The sequence below is a fragment of the Nocardia sp. NBC_00881 genome (assembly GCF_045207455.1).
Taxonomy (GTDB): domain Bacteria; phylum Actinomycetota; class Actinomycetes; order Mycobacteriales; family Mycobacteriaceae; genus Nocardia.
In genome coordinates this window covers 346,202-366,906 of record NZ_CP108798.1, presented here as the reverse complement: position 1 = coordinate 366,906, position 20,705 = coordinate 346,202, and the positions used below count along the sequence as shown (strand labels likewise).

Below are 20,705 nucleotides of genomic sequence, written 5' to 3'. Positions count from 1 at the left end.
TTCAACAGCATGTCGAGCTGGTTGAGCGACAAGCTATGCCATGTCCTCCAAAAAGATCTCGCCCTCGATGTGGAGAACATCGATCCCGACGATCGCTTGATCGAAGACCTCGGAATGGATTCGGTGGCATTCGCGATCGCGCTGGTCGCCATCGAGGAACAAACGGGACTGCAGCTGTCCGGACAACGACTGATGGAGTGCCGCACGATAGGCGAAGTCGAGGCCTTGGTTCGGGTCGCGCTTGCTGACGGTCCGGGCATGTCGGCGGATGCATAACAGTCTCCATTTGGACGAGAGAGGAGTGCGATTGTCATGCCCGCCGAGATGGAATTGAGCAGCCTCGACAGTCACCACTTGCGCCTAGATGTTCCCGCGCATCCGATGAACTGGGTTCTTGTGCTCGAATTGTCCTCCGACGGCGAGCCCGTCCGGATCGACGATGTGCGGGCGCGAATCGCACATCGGGTCAACGAGAGTGATCTGTATCGGTTGGTGCTGCCGACACGTCCTCGACGCAAACCCCATTTCACCATCGCAACCTCGATAGACCCGACCGAGCATGCGAAGGAGCATCATGTCGCGGACCGATTCGGGATGCTCCGCCAGGTGGAAGAACTCATGGGTAGTCCGATGCGGCGTGATGCTCCCCCATGGGACTTCACTCTGGTCCACCAGCAGGACACCAAAGCTCAGACTTTGTTGTTGCGTGTGCATCATGCGCTGTCGGACGGGCTCGCCGCGGCCGGCTTCGTCGCCATGCTCATCGATACTGTCTCCGGAAGCACCGCCGAGTACCAGCGCTTTGTCAGCACGCCGCGATTCAAGGTCGGTCCGGTCGATGCGGTCGCGGCCTTGGCGGCCGGGACGCGGAGTTCTCGACTGGTCAGGCGTAAAGGCCGGCGCCGGGGACACGTGCGCCCCGTGGGGGACCGGGCCGTGCGTCGGGTAGCCGAGATCGCGGTCCCCACCGAGACGGTGCGGCAGAACCGACTGAAGCTGGGCGCCTCGACGCAAGAGTATGTGTACGCGGTGGCCGGGCTCGCCTTCGCGCGGGCTTTCCCGGAACACGCCGATCGTCCGCTACGCATAATGTTTCCGGTATCGCTGGACCATACGCTGGCGCACACGGGGAATGCCGCGTCGCTGGCGATCCTCGAACTACCCGACGCGGCGGATTCATTGTCGAAGCGAGTCCACGATGTCCAGGCTGCGCTGCACAGATCGGATCCGTTGCGCCAAGCCATGGACGCCCCCAAGACCTCACACGGATTGAGCTATCTGCCATGGCGCGCACAGGTGTTGATGACCCAGCTGATCGCAGCCGACAGCTGGGACCTGGCGGTAGGCGTCAACCCTGCTTTCAGTCCGGACGACCGGCTGCTCGGTCGAGAGATAACGAATGTCGTCGGCTTCCACCCGATGCTGGGTCGTGAGCTCGCGGTAACCGCCCTGATCCTGCGCGATCAGGTCACGATCGGGATGATGGCGGACCCCGCCGCGTTGCCAGATGTCGGTCTGTTCGCCAAGCACCTGCGCGAACTGATGGTGGGACAGGTGTGACGTGGGTGCGGCGCTGACCAGAGATCCCGATCTCGAAGGGACGTACCGAACGTCTATTGGTGGTTGCCGAGTTCAGTGGAATACGGGCCACCGGCACCGAAGATCGGATCATCGCCGCGGTAACGGCTGAATGCGGTGTGGTTCCTGGGAAAGTTGAGCTGGTGAAACCAGGCGAACTACCTCGCACGACCTCCGGGGAATTGCGGAGGGTGGAGGTGGCGACATGGTTCTCGTGATGTCGCCACGAAATACGTTGGATTGTACTGGACAAGCATCGGAGGCCTCGTCATGTCGAATAACGCGGTGACGAAAGGCAAATCGGTCGAGAATTTCCGTGCCGAAGTCGAGGCCGTGCTCGACGACAGATTCCGCGAGACGGCGGCGGAGGCAGAGCGGCAGCGCGTTTTTCCACGAGAAGTTCTTGCCCGACTCGGTGCTGCCGGGATCTTCACCGACAAATGGGCGGGAGGGTATCGGTTCCAACTCGCCAAACTCGTCGGGTTGCACACGGCACTCGGTGCGGCATGCTCGGGCGGCGTCGGCGTAGGAGTGAGTCTGCACGATTCAGCACTCGCCATACTCCATCGATTTGCCAGTTCGGATCATCTCCGCTCGCTCTGCGCCGACGCGATGGCAGGCACTGCGGTGCTCTGCATCGGCGCGTCGGAAGAGATGGTCGGCTCGGACCTGCAAGCTGTACGGACGACCGCCGTCCGCGACGGTAGCGGGTATGTGCTGACCGGGGCGAAAGCGTTCGTATCGCTGTCCAGCGTAGCCGACTTCGCGTTGGTGCTCGCGCAATGTGTAGACAATGGAGGCGGCCATCGGCCGGGGAACCTCGGTTTGTTCGTACTGCCCCTGACGTCGGCGTCGGTGGGTAAACCGTACGACCAGTTGGGGGCGAACTCATTGGACACGGCCCCGATCGAGTTCGACACGTGGTTGCCCGATGAGGCGCTTTTGGGTCGTCCCGGCACCGGATTGGCCGCGATAACGTGGGGATTGACGCATGAGCGCCTGGCGATCGCGGCTCAAGTTTCGGGCGCATGCGACCGAGTTCTCGGCCTCACCGTTGCGCGGATGATGCGACGAGAGCAGTTCGGCAAACCTCTGTTCGACCACCAGGCATTGCGCCTGCGGGTGGCAGATCTGCACGCCAAGGTCGCCATGCTGCGACTCGCATTGCAGGGGATTGCGGCGGCGGAGCAGATCGACATACGAACGGCTGCGGGCTTGAAAGTCACCGCTGCGCGGCTGGGCCAAGAAGTTGTCGGTGAATGCCTCCACATCTTCGGTGGTCTTGGATATCTGACGGAAGAAACCCCGCTCGCCAGATGGTGGCAGGACATGCGGTTGTCCCGGATCGGCAGCGGTACCGACGAAGTGCTATGGGAACTCGTCGCCGCGGGAATGAAGCCGGACTTCAACGCATACGATGCGCTGTTCGGACACCAGATGCTCGACCGACCAGCCCGCAATGACCCCAGCGCCGAATCGAAGTAGCTGGCGCACCGCCCTGATCGGGGTGAGCCGGTACACCTACCACAGCCTGCGGTGATCACCCGCGGTCTACACAAACCTCATCATCGATGCGGTGGGCGGACCGAATTCTCAGCTGATTCGGCGCATTCCCGCTTGACCTTCACGTAACGGCAACTTTTACGGTCGAAGACGAGGCCGGAGGGACCGGCCTCACGCAACGATGGGAAGTGTCATGAGCTGGTCGATCGCGGATGTGGCGAGGATGTCGGGCGTCACCGCCCGCACCTTGCGGCATTACAACGACATCGGACTGCTCGAGCCTGCCTGCGTGGGCACCAACGGCTACCGCTACTACGAGGAGGAGCAACTGCTGCGCTTGCAGCAGATCCTCGTCCTGCGCGAACTCGGCTTGAGCCTTGCCGAGATCGCGCAGGCGGTCGACTCCGAGCCGGACACGCTCGCCGCCCTCAAACGGCAGCACATCCGCCTACTCGGAGAGCGCAACCGCCTGGCGCGTATGGCCGACACCGTGGCGCGCACCATCGCCGAACTCGAAGGGAAGACGGAAATGACAGTCAAGATCAACCGCCCGGAGAACCTGTTCGAGGGCTTCGACCACACGCAGTACGACGACGAGGCCCGCGAGCGCTGGCCGGAGGAGTTCGAGCAGTCTCAGCACAGCACCGCGATGATGACTGCCGAGGACGTCGAGCGCATGCAGCGTGAGATGACCGCGGCGATGATCCGTATGGCCGAGTTCATGGCCGCCGGCACCCCGGTCGGCGACGTGGCGGTCCAGGCCGAGATCCACACGCAATACCAGGGCATATGCCGCTTCTGGACCCCGGGCCGGGAGGCGTACAAATGCCTGGGGCAGATGTATCTGGACGACGAGCGGTTCAAGGCGAACTACGAGAAGATCGCCGAGGGCCTGGCCGAATATCAGCGGGACGCGATGGTCGTCTACGCGGACGAGCGGCTCGGCGAGTAGCCCTCGGGGGCGGGGAGCAGATCCGCCCCGATCCGGCGCCAAGCGGGCAGGTCACGGGGCTGGCGCGGGACGGGGCGGACCAGTCCCGACCCCCGACATGAACACCTTCCGAAGACGATAAAAGGCCCCCCGGTGAGCTACCGGAGGCCTCGATGTCGACTACATCGACTCGAGAAGTACGCGGCACTCCTCTCGCCGGTCGGCCTGCTCGAGACACTCCCGTTCCAGCCGGTTGAGTTTCGTCAACCGAGGCGCCGAACGTGCGCGCGAAGCAGGAACGGGTTCCCGGCGTCCAACGCAGCACTAATTCTGCCGTTCTCGCAGGTCGATCTCTGTGGTTGACGGGTGTATCCCCCTCGCGATATGACCACACACGCCGCCCAACGATCCGCAATACCTCTCGGTCCAGACGCATCCGAACGCCGAGTCACGGAACGCCGAGCCCGACCATGGCTGATCCGCTGCCGCGTCGCCCGCTTGCGCTCCTTGCAGTACCGCACCGCATGCTCCTTCACCCGTCCGCCTGGTGGTCCTCGTCTCGCCCTCCATTGAGAGTATGACCATAATTTAATTTCCGGCAGGACTCCCCCTCGCGACCGCCTACCCGCTATGGTAGTACGAACGTAATCTAAACCATCGGGAGCCAGTGATGACAACAATTCAGCAGGTCGCGCTCGTAACAGGCGCCACTTCAGGCATCGGCAAGGCGGCAGCGATCGCGCTGGCCGCCGCGGGCTTCGAGGTGATCGGAACCGGCCGCAACACCGCGCGCCGCACCGCGCCCGCCGGGGTGACCTACCTCGACCTGGACGTGACCAGCGACGAATCGGTCGCCTCAGCGGTCAAGCAGGTGATCGACCGGTTCGGGCGCATCGACGTCCTGGTCAACAACGCCGGCGTCGGCTCAACCGGCGCAGGCGAGGAGTTCTCGATCACCCAGACGCAGGACATCTTCGACATCAACGTCTACGGCGTCATGCGGACGACCAAGGCGGTCCTGCCGCACATGCGGGCGCAACGGCAGGGACGCATCATCAACGTCTCGTCCCTCAGCGGGTTCGTCCCCAGCCCGTTCATGACCGTCTACGTCTCGACCAAGCACGCGGTCGAGGGCTACTCCCAGTCGCTGGACCACGAGGTTCGCGAGTACGGCGTCCGAGTCCTGCTCGTCGAGCCCGGCCCGATCAACACTCCGTTCGCAGGCCACAGCGTAGAGGCCGACACTCCCATGCCGCTCTACGCGGCGGGACGGCGCAACTACGACGAGCTGCTGGAGAAGAACCTCAGCAGCGGCGACGACCCCGCCGTCGTCGCCAAGGTGATCGTCGCGGCGGCAACCGACCGCAACCCGAAACTACGGCGCACCGCCGGTACGACCGCCAGGACCATCAACGCGGTGTACCGCGTCGCCCCGCCCCGGATCTTCGACCGCGTCATCCGCAGATTCAACCGGATGCCGAGCTGATCGCTGCCGAGATCCACTAACCAGCCATTCGCAGATCTACCGAGGAGAGTCATGCAGCAGCAAAGCCAGCAGACTGCCGATCGGCGCCAACGGGCTCAGGTTCCACAACGGCGCTCTGTGGGTCAGCAACTTCAACTTGGGAACACTGTTGCGGGTACCGGTCACTCCCGCGGGCGCGGCCGGTCCCATCCGCCTTGTCGCGGACGGCCTGCCCAACATCGACGATCTCAGCTTCCTGACCCCCCAGGTCCGATGTCGTGTTCGTCGCGCAGAACGGCTCCTCCTCACAGAACGGTCCGGACAGATCGTGGTGGTCTACCCGAACGGAACGGCACCTACAAGCCCGTCCTGACCAGCGCGGACGGTCTCGCCTCGCCCTCCGCGACCGCGGTTCGCGGCAACCGGCTGTACATCACGAACGGCGGCGTCCCCGAGCCCCACGACGCGAAGCTGCAGACCAGGAGGATCAACGTCGCGGCTCTCTCCTTGCCGACGCGGCGCACTGACCTGGTCAGGGCGGTATCTGGAGCGTAAGCCCGGGCTGAGATGAAGGAACGCACGGTGCGGTACACGAAAGAACACAAGCAGGAAACACGGCAGCGGATCATCGCGACGGCTGGTCGACGACTCAAGCGAGACGGCATCGACGGCTCCGGAGTCGCGACGCTCATGAAGGACGCGGGCCTGACCAACGGCGCCTTCTACGCCCACTTCGCATCCAAGGACAACCTCGTCGACACCGCGATCGCCGACCAGCTGCGCACGCTGCACGTGAACATCGTCGAGCAGGCCGAGCCCGGCCCGGCCGGCCTCGAACAGATCGTGCGCTGGTACCTGTCGCCCGACCACCGGGACGACCTCGACGACGGCTGCCCCAACGCCGCCCTGCTCGACGAGATCGCGCGCAGCGGCGACACGACCAGGCAGGTGTACACCGACGGCGTGCTGGTCGTCATCGACGGCCTCGCCGCCCGCATGACGCCCCAGGATCCGCTCGCGTCCCGCGTGAAGGCGCTCAGCCTCCTCGGCCTGATGGCCGGGACGCTGCAGCTCTCCCGCGCCCTGATGGACCGCCAGCTTTCCGACGACCTCCTCGAGCAGGGCCTCCGCAACGCCTTGGTCCTGGTGGACGCCGAGCTCCGACCATGACCGACACTTCCGCTGACAAGCCGGCACACCCGGCGACGTCGCCCTCCCGTCAGGAAAAACGATGACCGAGCACCCCTTCAACCCACAGCTGCGAGCCGCGCGGTTCCTTCCCCGCACCATCATCAACGCCCGAACGCTTCCCACGCTCCGTGTCCTCACCAAGCTCATCGGGAGCACTCGGCGGCCGGACGCGCAGGTCGTATCCGTGGACGCCGACGTGTCAGTACACGTCTTCCGGCCGGCTTCGGCCCGGCCTCGGACTCCGGCGCTGCTGTGGATCCACGGCGGCGGAATGGTGCTCGGCGACGCGGCGCAGGACAGCGCCTTCTGCCGCCGGATCGCCGATCAGCTCAACATCGTCGTCGTCTCGGTGGAGTACCGGCTCGCACCCGAACACCCGTTCCCGACGCCGCTGGAGGATTGCTACACCGCGCTACAATGGCTCGCCCGCCAGCCCGACATCGATCCCGCACGCATCGCCGTCGGCGGCGCCAGCGCCGGCGGCGGTCTGGCCGCCGCGCTGACGCTGCTGGCGAAGGAACGCGGCGAGATCCGTCCGGTCCTGCAGCTGCTGTCCTACCCGATGCTGGACGACCGGACCACCACCCGCACCGACATCGACCCGCGGCGGCTCCGCATCTGGAGCCCGGCCAGCAACCGGTTCGGCTGGGGTGCCTACCTCGGCCCCGCCACCGCGGACTGCAACGTGCCCCCGCTGGCCGCGCCGGCCCGCTACGGCGACCTCTCCGGCCTTCCGCCCGCCTGGATCGGCGTCGGCACCAACGACCTGTTCCACGACGAGGACGTCACCTACGCTCGGCGACTGCAGCAGGCGGGCGTCGACTGCACCCTTCACGTAGTGCCCGGCGCCTACCACAACTTCGACTCCATCGAAGCGAAAGCCGCCATCTCTCGGGCCTTCGTCAAGGCCCAGACCACCGCCCTGGGCGAAGCACTCAACGGCGGCTGAACGGGCGCCCGCAATGGGTTCAGGTCGGTGACCATCGGGCCCCCGCCTTCATCGAACGCTTCCGCAGCGCCTACACCGAAGAATTGGCCGCCTTTGGTCCGTCGTGATCGGCGATCTCGACAACCCTTGTAGCCCCACCGATGCCCTCGAGGCGTTCTATATCGCTGAGGCTTGCGAAATATCGCGCCAGGAAGCACGGCCGGTCAAGGTAGCCGAAATTCGCTGAGGTTTCCGCTCATCGGTCGCCCGCATGCCTACCGGCCGCCCCGATGCCGCCGGCCGCCGAAGCGCGCAGCCGCGTCAATCGCCTCTGGCGTGGTTCGCCGTCCCGTTGGCTGTTCGTTCCAACGAGTTTGCCTGTGACGACCTACCAGCCTTAGTGGTCCTGCCCGCAAGTCTGTCGGGGGTCAGCGGTAGAGGCCGCAGGCGCAGTCGAGGGCTTCTTGGGGCGTGCCGATAGGCAGGCCGCTGGGAAGCCACCGGCTGCGACCACCAGCTGCCGCAGCACCGGCCGCCGCGTGAATCCCCGAGTTAATTACGGGCGGGACCACTAAGCTCGACGGTCGTGAACGAAGCTCTCACCCTGCGCTGCCGCGCGGCGTTCGCGCGGAAGCTCGTCGCGGTCGTCCTGCTCGGCTACATGTCGATTGCCGTGCCGGTCTTTCTGATCACCGAAGGCAGCAACGAGGGCATCATCGAGACGCTGCTCGGCGGCTGCCTCTACCTGGTCATCCTCGGCGCAGCGATCGGTAACGCTTTCGGCTTGCGCTGCAAGATGATCCTCGACGACGGAGGTGTCACCTTCGTCGAATCGGCGAGCGAGATCCGGTTGGCCTGGACCGACATCACCGCCATCGAGGTCAGCGGCGACTCCCATACTTGGGAGGTCGAAGTCCGCACAGCGACCGGCGACCACCGGCCGAGCGCACTGAAATGCCTGCGGTGGTTCGGTCAGCCGAAGTCGCTGCGGCAAACGGTCGAAACCCTCGAGCGGCATCGCCGGGCTGCCAGCGCTTAGGCTGCGGCCGGTCTACGGCCATCAGAAGCAGGGCGCCTCCTACGGGCACACCAAGATCGCCGGGAAACGAGTTCTCCGTAAAGGGCTTTCACCGTTGGCGGCCACACTCAGCACCGATATGGCCGCGCCGGTGATCGCGGAATGCGGTTGCGTGCTGGGAAAACCGGTTCCGGCAAAGGCGCGGGCTCGATGGTCACCGCCGCGATCGGCACCGCCCGCGCAGCCGGGGCGACCGGCACCATCCTGGTGCGCGGCGATTCCGCCTACGGCACCGACAAGGTCGTGCGCGCCGCACTGTGCGCCGGGGCCCAGTTCTCGCTGGTGCTGACCAAGAACCCCGCCGTCACCAGGGCCATAGCCGCGATCGGCGAACACGCGTGGACACCGGTCCGCTACCCCGGCGCGGTTCGTGACCCCGACACCGGCTGGTGGATCTCTGATGCCGAAGTCGCCGAAATCGGCTACACCGCTTTCGCTTCCACCAAAGACAAGAACGACCGCCCGACTGATCGTGCGCCGGGTCAAAGACGCCCGCTACCCGGACGCGTTGTTCCCGGTCTGGCGGTATCACCCGTTCTTCACCAATTCCACCGAGACCACCGCCGACGCCGACATCACCCACCGCCGCCACGCCATCATCGAGACCGTGTTCGCCGATCTGATCGACGGCCCCCTGGCCCACATCCCGTCCGGGCGCTTCGCCGCCAACTCCGCATGGGTGCTCTGCGCCGCGATCGCCCACAACCTGCTGCGCGCCGCCGGAACTCTCGCCGGCAGCTCACACGCCCGCGCCCGCGGCGCCACCCTGCGCCGCAAATTCGTCAACATTCCCGCACGGCTCGCACGCCCCCAACGCCGCCCCATCTTGCACCTGCCCGCTCACTGGCCCTGGACCGAACCCTGGCTTACCTTGTGGCACAACACAATCGGTTACAGGCCACCAAAAACCGCCACCGCCTGACCGCCCCCGCCCGAACCGGGCCGAACGAGACCGAAGTGGAAAAGCTGGGAAGACCAGCAGCTACGCCCTACCCACAAACCGACGTTCGGCGCACCGCACGCGCGCCGACCATCACCGACCCCATCCACGGATTGAGGTTTAGCTCTTCGAGTTGCCGGCGGCCCGGATTTTGGATCCCCGCGAAGAGCGCGAGTGCGCACCGCTACTGTCCGGCTGTATTGATTTGGCCTTGGCGAGTGCCGTACGAAGGCCACGGCGCTTGCCGGTGACGGGGTCAGCCGGAAGCCGATCTGATGTCGCATGCTGGCTCGATACACCTATGAATTTGAGTTCGGAGCTGGTCTCAGGCGCGTCGTCAACGGTGCGACGCAACAACCTATCGGGCAGTGCGAGTTTATGGATCGTCCGCAATGCCTGCAAAAATTGCTTGGTCAGCGAACCACTGGTGTAGGGCAAGTCGTATTCGTCACACAGCGCACGTACCCGCACCGCGATCTCGGCATAGCGGTTACTCGGCAGGTCGGGAAACAGATGATGCTCGATCTGATAGCTGAGATTTCCTGACATGAACGCCAACACCGGCCCCGCCTCGAAGTTGGCGGTGCCTAGCAGCTGCCGGAGATACCACTCACCACGGGTTTCGTTGTCGAACTCCTCGATAGTGAACTTCTCTGCACCGTCGGGGAAATGCCCGCACATGATGACGATGAACGACCACAGGTTCCGCAGCAGCAGCGCGGCGGCATTGGCGCCGAGCGTTCGTTTGAACGCTGGACCTGTCAGCGCCGGATAGAAGACGAAGTCTTTGCCCAGTTGACGGACGATCTTTCGCGCGAACTCCCTGTTCGGCTTCGATAACAACCGCTGGCGCGATGTGTGCGTGAACCGGCGTTCCAGCGCCCAGTCGTGCACCGAGATCGCCCACTCGAAAAACGCCGCGACTACAAGGCTCGACACCGGCTGAAACAGGTGAACCGGACGCCACGGTTCGTCCCGAGTCATTCGCATGACGACGAAGCTCAGGTCCTCGTCCATGCCGAAGACATTGGTGTATGTGTGGTGGAAGTGGTTGTGCGACCGCTTCCAATGCGCCGACGAACCGACGAAATCCCACTCCCACGACGTAGAATGAATCTCCGGATCGTTCATCCAATCCCACTGACCGTGGCTGATGTTGTGTCCGAGCTCCATCATTTCGATAATCTTCGCTAGAGCCAACATCGCTGTGCCCACCAGCCACGCCGGTCGCCGTCGACTCGCGAACAACGTCAATCGTCCGCCCAACTCCAGCATCCGCTGCGCTCTGATCACACGCAGAATATAATTGGCATCGCGCTCACCTCGTGACAATTCGATGTCTCGACGAATCGCGTCCAGTTTCTGGCACAGGGCATCGATATCTGCTTGGTTCATATGGGAAAACGTCTTTATGTCCGTGATCGCCACGGGAGTCCTTTCTACTGCTTGGAGCGTTCACTCGTTGCCGTCGAGCGCCGTAGGGCCGGCCGGCGGGTTCGACAGAAAATCCGCCGCGGACTCGGGGCCGCACCGGCGCTGCTGAAGCCACCGTGAATCGCGAAGCGACAAGCATCCGCACCTCATGTTCCGGTCTACCGTTATCGCCGAGCGCCGAGCGCCGCGGCATCCTCGGCCGGTGACACCGGCATCAGCTCACCGAGTACATCTGGATCGACGACGGCGAAGAGTTGGTCGGCAGTGCGGGTGTCGACCCACGTTGCCGCGATGTCGTAGCCGTAGTCGAAGAGCTCCTCGGGCGAACGCGTCGGGGACTGCAGCGCCGACCCATATGGCATCTCGGCGAAAATTGTTCGCGCGCACAGGTTTTCGTCACGGAAAGGTCGTGGACGACGGGGGATCATCGGCAGTGACGAGTGGGCCAATGGGAGCAGCAGACCGCCGCGGCTGTAGTGCGGCTCCGGGGCGTAGAGGTCAAGAATCAGCGCGGGATGAGATCCGAATACCTCATATGGGACACGATGGTGTGTTCCGCCGTCGAAGACGTGATCGAGCGCGGTGGCGGCAGGGAGGGCTCCCGGTATCCGTGTCGCCGCGACCAGTGCATCGGCTACGGGCATATCGGTCAAGCCCAGCTTCGGCAAATCCTGTGGAAGGAATAACGTGCCATGCTCACCCGAGTAGACCGGAATGATCAAGGAGGAAACGATCCCCGACGGCTGCCGCCGAGCCAGGTTCGGTTCCAGCACGAAATCAGCGAACGTCCGATCGCCGACCACCGCGTGTGCGAGTTCGCGTAGGCGAGCATCGGGGTAGAGCGTGCGTTTGGTCAACATCGCCCGAAGGCTTCGGTTGCCGACTACTTCGTTTGCCGGATGATCGACGGCGATCTGACGCAGCTGCGCGCGACTCATTCCCAATGCTGCGGCGGCGGCCCCGATAGCCCCTCCGCTGACACCTAGTACGACTGGCTGAATAGGTATCGGCTGTGTGACACCACGATCCACCAGAATTTTCGCTCTCCTGGAATTCAAACTATCCACGGCGCCATTGACCATCCCCGCCATAAGAGCGAGGCTGAGCCCGGCTACACCGGCCAGAATGCGAACCGTAACCGTTTCCTCAACCAACAGACTATCCTACTCGAAATCGAATCAGTTCGGAGCACAAAGAATTTCGCAACGCAGGCAGCCATGCCGATCCACCCGGCGAATGATCTCGCCGCCGGCCACGGACCTCGATTGAAGGAGATCCCCGCGCCGGTCGTTCTATTGTGGGCCGCACGGGCCGAAATACTCGCCGCAACCTGTCGCAGCAAACCACCGAAGAATTATTCCGACGTCATTGATTTCGGTGTACCCGTAACGCTTTCTTCCGGTGGTGTAGCACCGCGTGCCGTGCCTGCAGAATTATCGGCTAATCAGGAGGATCGGCGCAGGACGGTGGCACCGAGGAAGCGGCAGACCTGCAAAGCCAGCGCGATATCGAGTTTGTCGTGTGGGGCGGTGCCGACGCGGGTGGCCTCGATCGCCTTGGTGACGCGGTATTTGACCGTATTGCGGTGCAGAGTGAGGATTTGGGCAGTACGCACATGGCTTTCGCTGGTGGTGTAGTAGGTGCTGAGGGTGCTGCGCAGAGCGGCTGCCTGGTCGGTGTCGACCGCCAGTTCGCCCAGGACTTCACGGACCCACGCGCGGGTGGAGTCCATGTCCTTGGCCAGCAAGGAGATGACGGCCACACCGGGATCGCCGAAGCCGACGATCGTATGCGAGGACGAGATCCCAGGAACGCTGGCGACGAAGTATGCGGCGATGGCCTGTCGATGCGAACGGCGGAATCCGCCGCGTGCGCGTCCGGGCAGTCCGACCGTCAATCGCACCCCGTCGGCGGGATCCATCATCGCGTGCAGTTCGGTGGTGTCGATCACCGGGTGGCGGTGACCGAACGGTAGCCACGCCCATGCTGTGCGGCGGTCGATGGCCGTGACCAGTGCCGGGCCCTCGGCGCGCAGGCCACGGGCGAGCGTCCGTGCTTGGGTATCCAGGAGGTTCCAGGTGCCCGGTTTCTCTTGGCCGGGGCGCCACAGGATGAGAGCCAGGTGGGTTTGGTCGAGCCGGTAGCCGGTCTCGGTCTCGAAGGCAGTTGTATCGGCTGTGTCCTCGGACAGCACGGCGTGGACGGTGGAGGAGTGCACGCTGCCGCGGGCATTCACCCACCGGCTGCGCTCAGCCTCGTAGGCACCTAACACGTGGAGGGTGATCCATTCGACGTAGGCGTAGAGGATCTCGGTGAGCCTCTTGACGACGGCGAGCGCGAGTGGCGCGGGCAGGCGGCGGCGATCGATCTCGTCGTGGCAAATCCGCAGCATGTAGTTCTGGCCCATGTGGTACGCACGCACCAGCGAATGGGACGGAACTTCCCGCTGGGCGAGTCGCATTGCGTTTTCGACGGCCGCGGTGGTGGGTTGTAAATGGTCGAGGGGAATATCGTCGGCCAAGACATGGAGGCAGGCGGTGAGATTGCCGTGCACACTGGCCTCGAACATTTCCATCAATTGCGGGTCGTTGTCGAGGTGGTCGACTGCTCGCGCAATCATGGCGCTCATCGCCTGGGCGATCTCCCGTTCGCGCGACTTCAGCGTGCGTGCGATGTCCGCTATGACCGCGACGGCATCGTCCGTGGCCGGGACCTGGGACAACTGGCGCTGATGGGGCGAGCCGGGAAAGGCGATCATAGGTGCGCCTCCTGCGTGACCGGCGAACGAGGAGGTGTCCGCGGATACCGCAGTGCTGAACTTCGCCGGTTGCGGTGGACGACGGTCGACTGCCTCCGCCAGTTGACCTTCGACACCGTGCCGGGATATGCGGACGGCTGCGGCGAGCCATCGGGTCCGCCGACGACGGCTGTGGTCACGTCCGCCGAACCTCGGCGGCCGAGGAAGCGGTGCCGTGCATAGAGACTCCTGCAGATCGGTCTGGTCGAAGACCGGGTCGGTATGCGAGTCCAACACCCACTCCATGTCGAATGGGATGGGGTTGTTGGGCAACCAGGGCTGTTCGGCGACCGCGTCGGCGACCAGGTCGGTGCCGGTCTCGATCGTTTCGAGTCCGGCGCCGATGACCTTATAGCGTTGGGTAGTGTTGCGCATGGGCTGAGATCCGACGGGTGGCCGGTGCACGGCTACGTCGGCGACGTCGGGCGGATAGCTGGTCAGGAATCGAGTGCGGGTACTCGAGACGGGCCGGGGCATGAACTGGTCCAGTTTGCCCTCCGCGCCGGGCGCGAAAGTCCATGTCGTCGTCGCCCAGTTGCCTGTGTACTGGCACATGGACGGCAGCAATGAGACCAGGCCGCGCCGCGGACTACCCAGCATTGGGAAGTACCCTAAGTCGGACGTGACCAACAGCGGCAACCACGGAATCGACATATCAGTGACGCCGAATCCATCGTGGTTCGGAAACCTTGGAACAGGAATACCGCAGCGTAGGAGAACAGAATTTTTCACTCCGTCGGCGCCGCGAGCGGGAACGTCGACACGATGAAGAAGTGGAACGCGACCGCCACACCGAGCAGGATGGTCACCGGATGCGGCGAGAGCAACACCAGCAGCGGGACGCTGATCTCCACGAACCTTCCGAGTACATGGGGCACTCCGCCAGCCGCCGCGGAGCGACGCAGATCGTCGGGATAGTTTCGATAGCCCACGTATCCGGTTCGGGAGGAGCAGTTGCTGGAATGTCGGCGGGTCGACCGGCGGAAGATCCCCTGTGGTCAATCCCATATTTCCTCCTCAGGAGACCACGAGCGCGAAAGCAATTCGGGGAAAATAAATCCGGATGGCGTCCGTGCCGCCAAAACGGCCACCTCGAGTGGAGCCGCGGAGGGCCCCGAAACGCTCGGTGAACTCTCAGACATCCTTGTCCTAGAATATACGGACAGTCCGATTCGGAAGCGCGCCGCCATATGAAATGTTCAATGGCCACAGCCGTGACCTCGACCATTTTCGACTTGCCACGAAGTATGAGTGTAATGGGCGTCTCCGAGGCCGGAAAGGTCTGCGGGCACACACTTTCGGGCGGGATTTGTGCTTAGTGCACATCCGCCGCCGGGATGGTGCGGTGTCGTCGTGCCGAGTGCGAGGTCGAACGTGCGTGTCGATTGCGCTCGGGTCGGCGATGGCGCGGGCGGGGGTGCGGAAGTGCCAATTCGACGGATAACGGAGCAGCGGTTGCGGCCCGTCCCGGCGAATGAGACCAGACGGTCTGAAATTCTGGTGGCCCGTTTGGGGGTGGAAGGGACGATGATAGACATGGCTGGTCGGAAGCGGCATTCGGCGGAGGACGTTGTGGCTGGTGGGCCCCTTCGGCACCGCGGCGCTGCGCGGGCAGCCACCGGCCACCAGCCTGCGGATCCTCGGTGGCGTCGTGAGTGTGCTGCGCCGGCGAGGAGGCTGATCGTTCGGCTGAACGGGTCGAAGTCCCGGAGGTGCTGACGGCCGTGGGTGAGCACTACTCGGTGCACAGGAGTCGCTGGATCCCATAGCCATACGTCGGCGATGCCGTGACGGCGGTAGCCCTCATGGTGGTTGATCCACTGGGCATCGGTGAGGCGGGAGCGTCGCGCTTCGATCATGATTCGAGCTCCGTCGTCGAAGGTCACCTGGACATCGCAGCGCCGGTCGAAGTCGGCAAGCCACGCCTCGATGTGTACAGCGGTGACGCCGGTTCGGGTGGTGGCCCATTCGGCGAGGACGGCTTTGCAGGTGATGTGCCATGGCGATTCGAACTCGTGCTGGAAGCCTGCCGGAGATTGGCCTGGCGGATGCGCGAAGTGGGACGCCGACGCCCACCGATCCTGCCTCGCACAACGGCTGGGACCGTGCTTCCCGGTTGCGCGTCGATGACCATACAACACAGCGCACACACCAGCGTCCTGTCACCCGTGTAGCTCTTGGCACGCAACGTGAGCATCCGTGATCGGCGGCAACGATTGGCGCACAGACCGTGTGCGCCAATCGTCGTGTCCAGCGCGACAACGAGATTGTTATATGGACACATCAGGAGCAACCCTTGTCGAATAGGCGAACGCCCGTCCGGAGATCCGGAATGTCAGCAGCACGCCAATCCGGGATCTGGCATAAATTTGGTGATCGCGGATCACGGGTTGCCCACTTGCTCAACAGGATTCGTTTTCGGAGGAGGTTCGGTCTTCGCTCGGCCCGAAACATTTGCCGTTAAACATCTTGATGCGGTTGACGTGCCCTTCGACCGTTCCACTGCTCCATGCCGTGGTTAGGCCCGCGGTGACTGCGTCCTGGTCGCGGCGCAGTCCTCGGACGAACGAGTGCAGTGCCGGTGGATCGTCGGAGTCGACGGCGACCATCCACCGCTCGAGATCTCGACCGCGCCGCCGGTGATCACGTCGACCACCCACACCGCCGCCCAGTCCCGCGGCAGTCCGCAGGTGTAGACCGGAGTGCCGGGTATCGCTTCCCCGGCTGCCCAGGCACCTGGGCACCGAACCCAAGCAACGCGTCCTGATACAGCACTTTGCCGCGGACCGGCGGTATGCGCCCGGATGAACGCGGCGGCCCGGTCCATCGTTTCTCGGCTACTTGCACAACACCGACGCGCCGATCAGCGCCGATTCCAAGTCGGCGTATCACCGGGCGGTCGAGATGTGCGGCAGCCTGCGCTACGGCACGACCGTTGACCAGTTGCAGCAGGCCTCGACGAACATGCTGACAAGCGATGGTGCACTGCTTACATCAAGGATGCAGCGACCATTGTGTGTCCGGAGCACGCCGCGAAGTTGCGCGCTCGGTAAATAGCTGAGGGCATGAGATGTACTCATGCCCTCACGCAACCCCTACTTGCCAGGGCGTTAAACCGCCTGCCGGTACTGATCGATCACCACCTGCGGCACCCTGCCGCGAGCAGGGACAGCGATCCCCTTTCCGATCGCCCACTGCCGCGCGGCAGCAGCCTCATTCTTGTCGTTCGGCCCAGCGGTGCGGCGCACACTCCTGCGCCCACCGACTCGCCTGGCAGCCGTAATGTAGGGGTCCAACAGCTTGTGGAACTTATCGCGGTTCTTCGCACCCAGATCAATCTCGTACTCGACCCCGTCGACAGAGAAGATGGTCGTGGGTTTGTCGACGATGTTCAGATCAATTTCGTCGCCGCTGATGTCGTCATAGTGTTTAACCACCGTCTTTTGAGCCATTGCGTCAGATTAACACCGTACCGGCGCAATAGCTAAATGAGCTACGGGTGGCTGCTTTCCCATGCGAAATCGAACGGCCAGCCGCCGCCCACTTGGTCCATCCCAAATGGGAACGGCCAACAGATGTTCGGTGCCGAGTTGGTGAGGTGGCCGACCGACTACGCCGGCTACTCGGTGGGCTGCATCGCGGATTCCGGCCGGTTCAGTCGAGTTCGTCGGCTTTCCAGCTGGGCTGGCAGGTCGGCTTTCTCTGCCTCCAGCTCGGCTACCCGGCCCTTGGCCACTATCAGCTGGTCAGCGAAAATTTGAATGAAGGTCGGTAGCTCGTGCTGCGCCCCATGCCTGCCTCGCCCGGTCGCCTCGCCACTTGCGCCTCCGTGCGATGACCATTGCGAGTGTTCAAGGTTGCGTCATGGCGGCTCACCGCTTGGATCGCGGTGGGCCCTCATACTGTCTAGTACGACACCGAATAGACGGTTCGTGCTCTTCCAGGGGCGGTTGCTCGTGCGACCATGACTTCGGCAAGATCCGCGCGCGATATCCGCATTCCACCGGAAGGAAGCCCGGACGTCGATAACCGATATCGGCCAGTTGACGGCTCGTCGGTGAGCCGCGGCGCTCGAATGACAACCCAGTCGGCGTCACTTGGACACACAACCGATTCCATGGCTCTGACATCACGGAGTACATTCCGCAGCACCGTTGCGATCACCCAGCCGATGGGATTCAGTCCCGGCTTTACCGCAGTGATCGATACGGTTACGAAGCGGGTGATTCCGGACCGCCGCATCGCATCGAGAGCATGTACGGCGCCGGTTCGGCGGACGACGCTGTAGTCGATTCCAGGTGAGCCCAGGGCACTGATCACCGCGTCCGAACCGGTGACCACGGCCTGGACCGCGTCGGGATCCAACGCATCGCCGACGACGACGGTCACGAGACGCTGGTCGAACAACGGGAAAGCAGCGGGATCCCGTACGAGCACGCGTACGGAATGACCGTCGGACACGGCACGGGCCACCACACGCCGACCGAGTGCACCACTGGCCCCGAGGACAGCAAGTCTCACCGCACCTGTCCCCCATTCGAGCCGTCCCACAAGGACACAACCACCGCACGAGCCAGGCAGTCCGCCAGGACGCCGCCGATACAGCCCGCGATGCGGGTACCGGCTTCGCGGGTGGTGCTTGCGAGGCCTTCCCTGGCGCAGAACTCGCCGGAGGCGGCGATGAGTCGTTCACGCATCTGCCGATCCTGGCCGCGCATGGTGCCCGCCAGCCAAGAAAGAGTTGCGGCGTAGCCGCCTGTCGGGCCGTGCACATCGCATGCTCGTCCCGCCTTCACATCGCCGCCCGGTCACCAATCCTCCCCTGCTGGCACCGGCAGCCGCCGCACACCACGAACCACCTGTGTGGTCAGATCGTTGTATCCATCGACCAGCTCAGCCAGTCGATGCCAGGCGGCGTGCACCCGGGGATCTCCCGCGCTGGCACACGCCATCAACGCATCATCGGCGCGCACCTGGGCAGCAGCGATGTGATCGATCACCGATCCCAGCGTCTCAGTGTGCAGCGCCACACCATGACGATGCTGTGGCACATGTTGCTCGGTCCACACATCGATCCGGTGCACAAGATCACCACGTGCACAACGGCGCTCGGGCACAAGCACGGCATCGTTGGCGAGCAGGGCTGAGCGATACAGACCGGCCAGCAGAGACGCCCACTGCGCCAGCGGGTGACCGCCGACATGATTACCGCGGATTCCGCACAACAACTCCTCGGCCGGCAACAACGGCTCCACCCGATGCGCGGTCGTCCGCTCCACCGGCCAGCCACGATGCCGACGTCGCAATACCACAAGCAGTTCGTCCATCACCATCACCGCGCTGCCATCGGCTGCACGCGGCTCACCGCACTGCCATGCCGCTTCACTAGAAACCCGACAACCATCACAGGTTTGCGCCCCATCCCACCGAGGGCACACCCGGTCGGTGGCACTGAAGACGTGCGCTCCCCTCACCAGCCCTGAGTCGCAAAACGACTCGGTCGTGTCGTCGATATTTCCTGGCAACATGTTCTCGTGTTTCACTTCTCGCACTACAGTGGCGTCGGACCCGAGCGCCTGGGTCTAGTCGTCGCTTCACAGCGATAGCCCTCCACGGAAGAACGTCGGCGGCGCCGAGGACAGACATTCCAACACCGGTTTTCGAACTCATTTCCCCACCTACCTCTCCATCATCACAAAACGCATCAAAGAAAGTCTATTATGCGTCCATCCCCGAAAGAATTCTCTGGTCCAAACGGTTGGAAACCTAAACGAATCGTCCACAATCTAAACAATCCCGCCGCAGCCCCACACAACTACACGTACATCGGACTCATCCAGCAAATATCCATTAACTAACCCGTGGCGTTCGATGACCAGAACAAAGGGGCACCGGGACCCAACTACCGGTTTCAGAAGAAGCTCATCGCGCTGTCCGCTGTTTGATAATGGCGCTGCCACGACCCCATCCATGTCGTCGCGCCGCACGATACACGATCCAGCCGGTTACCAGGCGGAAGGGACCAGTTCGGATCCTTTGCCATGAGCATGGACGACAATTCTGACCATGTGCTACCGGTACCGCTGGGCATACCAGGTCGGCGATTCGCTGAACATTTTCTTGAAGTCCCGGGCGAAATGAGCCTGATCTGCATATCCAAGTGTGCCCGCGAGTGAAGCCCAGTCGATCTCCGCGGTGTTCGTCAGCCGTTCGGTCACCTCGTGCAACCTGTAACGGCGGATGACCCACTTCGGGCCGATGCCAACGTATTCGGCGAAAAGACGTTGCACAGAGCGAACACTCATGCCGAACAGGCGTGCTACTGCATCGACTCGGGTAATTTCGGGTTCGGTAGCGATCGTTGCGACGATCTGCGCAGCTTGTTCTGCGCGCCAATCAGGCTCGGGTTTCTGTAGTCTGAGGAACCTCTCGACGGACTCGACCTCCACTGATTCTGGTAAATCGGGCCCGAACACCTTCGTCGCATCGATCGAGCAGTTCTTGATCGTGGAAACCGGCGCACCCAGGAACGGCCTGAAGCACCCTGGCCGGAACGCCACGCCGAACACACTGCCCGTACCTTCCAGCACCCTGATCTGGTGCGCGCTGGAGACGCCGCGCACGGTCGCCGCACCATCGTGGAATGTCAAATGCACGTTCGGATAGGGCACGATCAGCTGCCTATAGGGCTCCTGGTAGTCCCAGGACACCACCCAGTAGTGCTCGACATAGCAAGTCAAGTCCGAGGAGGGGCGCAGGAACCTATGGCGTTGGAAATTTCTCCACGCACTGCCGAGCTCACGAACGTCTCTGCTCACGCCGTGAGTCTATGACGCGTTTGTTCAAGACAACTTCGCTGT

The 20,705-nt window shown here is 63.6% G+C and carries 18 protein-coding genes and 1 pseudogene; 9 read left to right on the top strand and 10 right to left on the bottom strand.

Annotation, left to right across the window (positions count from 1 at the left end; translation table 11 throughout):
* Nucleotides 1-9: 9 nt before the first annotated feature.
* The 9 genes and pseudogenes from OH799_RS01105 to OH799_RS01065 form a co-directional block, all read left to right on the top strand.
* Nucleotides 10-276, top strand: a complete 267-nt coding sequence (locus tag OH799_RS01105; RefSeq protein WP_406274409.1) for an acyl carrier protein — start codon at nt 10-12, stop codon at nt 274-276.
* A gap of 36 nt (nt 277-312) precedes the next feature.
* On the top strand, nt 313-1,560 hold the full coding sequence (locus OH799_RS01100) for a wax ester/triacylglycerol synthase domain-containing protein (RefSeq protein WP_406274406.1): 1,248 nt from the start codon (nt 313-315) through the stop codon (nt 1,558-1,560).
* A gap of 288 nt (nt 1,561-1,848) precedes the next feature.
* On the top strand, nt 1,849-3,063 hold the full coding sequence (locus OH799_RS01095; protein WP_406274403.1) for an acyl-CoA dehydrogenase family protein: 1,215 nt from the start codon (nt 1,849-1,851) through the stop codon (nt 3,061-3,063).
* A gap of 211 nt (nt 3,064-3,274) precedes the next feature.
* Complete coding sequence (locus OH799_RS01090; RefSeq protein WP_406274400.1) at nt 3,275-4,033, top strand: MerR family transcriptional regulator; 759 nt, start codon at nt 3,275-3,277, stop codon at nt 4,031-4,033.
* Between the two features lie 649 nt (nt 4,034-4,682).
* A complete protein-coding gene (locus OH799_RS01085; RefSeq protein WP_406274397.1) occupies nt 4,683-5,498 on the top strand; it encodes an oxidoreductase in 816 nt (271 codons plus the stop codon).
* Between the two features lie 546 nt (nt 5,499-6,044).
* Complete coding sequence (locus OH799_RS01080) at nt 6,045-6,647, top strand: TetR/AcrR family transcriptional regulator (RefSeq protein ID WP_406274394.1); 603 nt, start codon at nt 6,045-6,047, stop codon at nt 6,645-6,647.
* A gap of 61 nt (nt 6,648-6,708) precedes the next feature.
* Nucleotides 6,709-7,617 (top strand): alpha/beta hydrolase, encoded by a 909-nt coding sequence (locus OH799_RS01075; RefSeq protein WP_406274391.1) that lies wholly within the window; start codon nt 6,709-6,711, stop codon nt 7,615-7,617.
* 565 nt (nt 7,618-8,182) lie between these two features.
* Nucleotides 8,183-8,635, top strand: a complete 453-nt coding sequence (locus OH799_RS01070) for a hypothetical protein (RefSeq protein ID WP_406274388.1) — start codon at nt 8,183-8,185, stop codon at nt 8,633-8,635.
* A gap of 1 nt (nt 8,636) precedes the next feature.
* A pseudogene (locus tag OH799_RS01065) lies at nt 8,637-9,596 on the top strand (IS1380 family transposase); the annotation flags it as partial.
* A gap of 138 nt (nt 9,597-9,734) precedes the next feature.
* Here OH799_RS01065 and OH799_RS01060 read toward each other — a convergent pair.
* From OH799_RS01060 to OH799_RS01015, 10 genes are all read right to left on the bottom strand, one after another.
* On the bottom strand, nt 9,735-11,042 hold the full coding sequence (locus OH799_RS01060; protein WP_406274385.1) for a fatty acid desaturase family protein: 1,308 nt from the start codon (nt 11,040-11,042) through the stop codon (nt 9,735-9,737).
* A 170-nt stretch (nt 11,043-11,212) separates the two neighbouring features.
* Nucleotides 11,213-12,130, bottom strand: coding sequence for a patatin-like phospholipase family protein (locus OH799_RS01055; RefSeq protein ID WP_406281705.1), 918 nt, complete (start codon nt 12,128-12,130; stop codon nt 11,213-11,215).
* 362 nt (nt 12,131-12,492) lie between these two features.
* On the bottom strand, nt 12,493-14,577 hold the full coding sequence (locus tag OH799_RS01050) for a DUF3556 domain-containing protein (protein ID WP_406274382.1): 2,085 nt from the start codon (nt 14,575-14,577) through the stop codon (nt 12,493-12,495).
* Nucleotides 14,574-14,777, bottom strand: a complete 204-nt coding sequence (locus OH799_RS01045) for a DUF3556 domain-containing protein (protein ID WP_406274379.1) — start codon at nt 14,775-14,777, stop codon at nt 14,574-14,576. Before OH799_RS01045 ends, OH799_RS01050 begins: the two co-directional genes overlap by 4 nt.
* A gap of 267 nt (nt 14,778-15,044) precedes the next feature.
* Nucleotides 15,045-15,986 (bottom strand): competence protein CoiA family protein, encoded by a 942-nt coding sequence (locus tag OH799_RS01040; protein ID WP_406281702.1) that lies wholly within the window; start codon nt 15,984-15,986, stop codon nt 15,045-15,047.
* Nucleotides 15,987-16,955: 969 nt separating this feature from the next.
* Nucleotides 16,956-17,297, bottom strand: coding sequence for an Lsr2 family protein (locus OH799_RS01035; protein WP_406274377.1), 342 nt, complete (start codon nt 17,295-17,297; stop codon nt 16,956-16,958).
* Nucleotides 17,298-17,751: 454 nt separating this feature from the next.
* Nucleotides 17,752-18,366 carry an NAD(P)-dependent oxidoreductase gene (locus tag OH799_RS01030; protein WP_406274374.1) on the bottom strand — a complete coding sequence of 205 codons (615 nt, stop codon included), beginning with the start codon at nt 18,364-18,366 and terminating at the stop codon, nt 17,752-17,754.
* Nucleotides 18,363-18,617, bottom strand: a complete 255-nt coding sequence (locus OH799_RS01025; RefSeq protein ID WP_406274372.1) for a hypothetical protein — start codon at nt 18,615-18,617, stop codon at nt 18,363-18,365. The genes OH799_RS01030 and OH799_RS01025 overlap by 4 nt, the downstream gene beginning before the upstream one ends.
* A 36-nt stretch (nt 18,618-18,653) precedes the next feature.
* Entirely contained in the window at nt 18,654-19,172 is a 519-nt protein-coding gene (locus OH799_RS01020; protein ID WP_406274370.1) for a DUF4254 domain-containing protein, read from the bottom strand.
* Between the two features lie 744 nt (nt 19,173-19,916).
* On the bottom strand, nt 19,917-20,663 hold the full coding sequence (locus tag OH799_RS01015) for a DUF6597 domain-containing transcriptional factor (protein ID WP_406274366.1): 747 nt from the start codon (nt 20,661-20,663) through the stop codon (nt 19,917-19,919).
* Nucleotides 20,664-20,705 lie beyond the last annotated feature (42 nt).

Bases quoted from the DNA above. Each gene is read 5' to 3' on its own strand.
- OH799_RS01020 (WP_406274370.1), bottom strand. From the start codon at position 19,172: ATGGACGAACTGCTTGTGGTATTGCGACGTCGGCATCGTGGCTGGCCG.
- OH799_RS01055 (WP_406281705.1), bottom strand. From the start codon at position 12,130: ATGGTCAATGGCGCCGTGGATAGTTTGAATTCCAGGAGAGCGAAAATT.
- OH799_RS01075 (WP_406274391.1), top strand. From the start codon at position 6,709: ATGACCGAGCACCCCTTCAACCCACAGCTGCGAGCCGCGCGGTTCCTT.
- OH799_RS01105 (WP_406274409.1), top strand. From the start codon at position 10: ATGTCGAGCTGGTTGAGCGACAAGCTATGCCATGTCCTCCAAAAAGAT.
- OH799_RS01080 (WP_406274394.1), top strand. From the start codon at position 6,045: ATGAAGGAACGCACGGTGCGGTACACGAAAGAACACAAGCAGGAAACA.
- OH799_RS01100 (WP_406274406.1), top strand. From the start codon at position 313: ATGCCCGCCGAGATGGAATTGAGCAGCCTCGACAGTCACCACTTGCGC.
- OH799_RS01035 (WP_406274377.1), bottom strand. From the start codon at position 17,297: ATGGCTCAAAAGACGGTGGTTAAACACTATGACGACATCAGCGGCGAC.
- OH799_RS01090 (WP_406274400.1), top strand. From the start codon at position 3,275: ATGAGCTGGTCGATCGCGGATGTGGCGAGGATGTCGGGCGTCACCGCC.
- OH799_RS01095 (WP_406274403.1), top strand. From the start codon at position 1,849: ATGTCGAATAACGCGGTGACGAAAGGCAAATCGGTCGAGAATTTCCGT.
- OH799_RS01085 (WP_406274397.1), top strand. From the start codon at position 4,683: ATGACAACAATTCAGCAGGTCGCGCTCGTAACAGGCGCCACTTCAGGC.